Source organism: Roseateles sp. P5_B10 (assembly GCF_056400485.1).
This window is the reverse complement of sequence record NZ_JBFULE010000584.1, coordinates 1-3,416: the sequence shown is the minus strand read 5'-3', so window position 1 is coordinate 3,416 and position 3,416 is coordinate 1. Positions and strand designations below refer to the sequence as shown.

Genomic DNA, 3,416 nt, shown 5'->3' with positions numbered 1-3,416 from the left:
GCTCTGGCCCGCGTGGAACTCTGCGACGACGCGACGCAGGGGCAGGCCCTCGCCCACTTCGTCGTCATCGGCGGCGGCTTCTCCGGTGTCGAGGTGGCCGGCGCGCTGGCCGACTTCGTCAAGAGCGCCAGCCGCCACTACCCACGCACCCGTGCCGCCGGCTTCGGCATCACGCTGCTGCATGACGGTGACCGGCTGCTGCCCGAGCTGCCGCCGGCCCTGGGCGACGCCGCCGAACGCTCGCTGTCGCGCCGCGGCGTGCACGTGCGCTGCGGCACCCGGGCCGCGCGCATCCATGCCGACGCGGTCGAACTGTCCGACGGCCAGAAGCTGCCGAGCGCAACGGTTGTCTGCACCGTCGGCACTCGGCCCAACCCGCTCGTGGAAGCGCTGGCCCTGCCGCTGCAGCGCGGCCGCATCGCCACCGAGGCCGACGGTCGCGTGCAGGACGAGCCCGCCCTGTGGGCCCTCGGCGACTGCGCCGCCCAACCCAATGCCCGCGACGGCCTGATCTGCCCACCGACGGCGCAGTTCGCCGTCGCCCAGGCCAAGGCGCTCGCCAACAACCTGCTGCTCAAACTGCGCGGCCAGCCCACCAAGCCCTTTGCCTACGCCGCCCGCGGAATGATGGCCACGACCGGCCACCTCAAGGGCGTGGCGCTGCTGTTCGGCCTGCGCCTGTCGGGCCTTCCCGCCTGGCTGTTGTGGCGCGGCTACTACCTGCTGCGCATGCCCACGCTGGGCCGCAAGACGCGCATCTGGGTCGAGTGGACCTGGGGCCTGTTCTTTCCCCTCGACATCACGCACCTGCGCTTCACCCGCACGACCGAGGTCGACCGCGGCACCTCCAACTCATCCGTTCCCAAGTAAGGAGAACCCACCATGTTCATTGGCAAGACCGCCCTCGTCACGGGCTCCACATCCGGCATCGGCCTGGGCATCGCCCGCTCGCTGGCCGCCCAGGGCGCCAAYGTCGTGCTCAACGGTTTTGGCGACGCGCCGGCCATCGAGAAGCTGCGACTCGAACTCATGGAACAACACGACGTGCAGGTGCGCTACGACCCGGCCGACATGAGCCAGCCCGACCAGATCGACCGCATGATGGGCAAGGCGATTGCCGAGTTCGGCGCCGTCGACCTGCTCGTCAACAACGCCGGCATCCAGCATGTGGCGCCGGTCGAAGAGTTCCCGGTCGACAAGTGGTACGCCATCCTGGCGATCAACCTCAGTGCGGGCTTCCACACCACCCGCCTGGCCGTGCCGGCCATGAAGAAGAAGGGCTGGGGCCGCATCGTCAACGTGGCCTCGGCCCATGCGCTGGTGGCCAGCAAATACAAATCGGCCTACGTGGCGGCCAAGCATGGCGTGGCTGGCTTCACCAAGACCGTGGCGCTGGAGTTGGCCGAGGCCGGCATCACGGTCAACGCGGTCTGCCCGGGCTATGTGCTGACACCGCTGGTCGAGCAGCAGATCCCCGACACCGCCCGCGCCCGCGGCATCAGCGAGCAGGCCGTCATCCGCGACGTGCTGCTGGCCGCCCAGCCCACCAAGCAATTCGTCACCGTCGAACAGGTCGCGGCGCTGACGTCCTTCCTCTGTTCCGACGACGCCGCCTCCATCACCGGCGCCGTGCTGCCCATCGAGGGTGGCTGGACGGCGCAGTGATTTTTCTCCCCCCCTTCCCCCCAACGCTCCAGGAGCACCCCATGAAGACCATCCGCACCCGCACTTCCCGCTTCAGCCACCTCGTGGCCGCCGTCGCCGCCCTCGTCGCCAGCCTGGCAGGCGGCAGCTCGCACGCCGGTGAATGCCCGGCCGACAAGGTCATGGCCAATGCGCTGGCCGACGCCGCCACGGCCCCCGTCGGCGTGACTGACACCGAGCTGGCGTCCATCGACCTGGTCAAGGAGAACGTGCACCTGGCCCAGCGCCGCCTGCGCATGCGCCACATGACCATTGCGCCCGGCGGCGTCGTGCCCTTCCACAGCCACGAGGACCGGCCCGCGCTGATCATGGTCAACAGCGGCGAGATCTACGAGAACTCCAGCAAATGCGCCGTGCCCATCCTGCACAAGGCCGGCGACATCTCGCGCGAGTTCCTCGGCACCAAGCACTGGTGGAAGAACAGCACCAACGCACCGGTCGAGCTGACCATCGCCGACATCGTCAACGACGGCAAGCCCGCCACGATGAAGGAACACATGTAAGCCCGCGACCCCGCCCGCCGACCCACGCCCACCTACCCAGCCGAGACCCACCATGGCCACCAAGAATGCTTCCCCCACATCGCGTCCGCAGGTCGTCCTGGTGCTCCAGGGCGGCGGTGCGCTGGGCGCCTACCAGGTCGGCGTCTACCAGGCGCTGCACGAAGCCGGCATCGAGCCGGACTGGGTCATCGGCACGTCCATCGGCGCCATCAACGCCGCGCTGATCGCCGGCAACCCACCGGAGCGGCGCATGGAGAGGCTCAACGACTTCTGGCGCCACGTCGAGCAGCAGAACCGCCTGGCCGGGCCGCTGGACTGGCTGGGTATGGGCAACCTGATGGCCAACATGACGACGGTGATGCGTGGCATCCCGGCCTTCTTCGAGCCCAACCTGGCGGCCCTGCGCGGCAGCCAGGCGCAGCTGGGCGTGGACAAGGCGTCCTACTACAGCACCGAGCCGCTGCGCGAGACACTGCGCGGCCTGGTCGACTTCGAGCAACTGCAACGCGGTGGCATGCGCCTCACTGTCGGCGCGGTGAATGTGCGCAGCGGCCAGATGCGCTACTTCGACTCGCGCGAGGAACCCGTCGGCCTGGAGCACGTCATGGCCTCAGGCGCATTGCCGCCGGCCTTCCCGGCCGTCGTCATCGACGGCGAGGCCTACTGGGATGGCGGCCTCTACTCCAACACGCCCATCGAGGCCGTGCTGGACGACAACCCGCGCCGCGACGCGCTGATCTTTGCCGTCAACGTCTGGCACCAGACGGCGCCGCAGCCTGAGTCGATCTGGCAGGTGATGGGCCGTCAGAAGGACATCCAGTACGCCAGCCGGGCCGACAGCCACATCACCCGCCAGAAGCAGATCCACCGGCTGCGCCACATCATTCGCGAGCTCGGCGGCCTGCTGTCGCCCGCGCAGCAGCGCGGCGCCAAGGAGCTCACCGCCTGGGGCTGCGGCACCACCATGCACGTGGCTCATCTGCTGGCGCCGCGCATCGAGGGCGAAGACCACACCAAGGACATCGACTTCACGCCCGCCGGCGTCAAGGCGCGCCGCTCCGCAGGCCTGGTTGACGCACGCCGCATGATCGAGCGCGCGCCCTGGCAGGCGCCGGTGGACCCGATCGAGGGCGTCATCGAGCACGTGTTGGAAGAGGCGGCATGAACCTTTTGGCGTTCACCGGCGCCGCGGCCTGCGCGCTGCTGATG

4 protein-coding genes are annotated in these 3,416 nt (G+C 69.3%); all 4 read left to right on the top strand.

The genetic code is table 11. The annotated features are described in order from the left end of the window. On the top strand, positions 1-870 hold an 870-nt coding region (locus AC1DU6_RS24265; RefSeq protein WP_477860192.1), incomplete at its 5' end, for an NAD(P)/FAD-dependent oxidoreductase. 12 nt (positions 871-882) lie between these two features. Then, positions 883-1,665, top strand: a complete 783-nt coding sequence (locus tag AC1DU6_RS24260; protein WP_457324868.1) for a 3-hydroxybutyrate dehydrogenase — start codon at positions 883-885, stop codon at positions 1,663-1,665. 41 nt (positions 1,666-1,706) lie between these two features. Continuing rightward, positions 1,707-2,207 carry a cupin domain-containing protein gene (locus AC1DU6_RS24255; protein ID WP_457324869.1) on the top strand — a complete coding sequence of 167 codons (501 nt, stop codon included), beginning with the start codon at positions 1,707-1,709 and terminating at the stop codon, positions 2,205-2,207. A 52-nt stretch (positions 2,208-2,259) separates the two neighbouring features. Next, the gene (locus AC1DU6_RS24250; protein ID WP_457390127.1) at positions 2,260-3,372 is read left to right on the top strand and encodes a patatin-like phospholipase family protein; all 1,113 of its coding nucleotides are present in this window, start codon (positions 2,260-2,262) and stop codon (positions 3,370-3,372) included. Positions 3,373-3,416 lie beyond the last annotated feature (44 nt).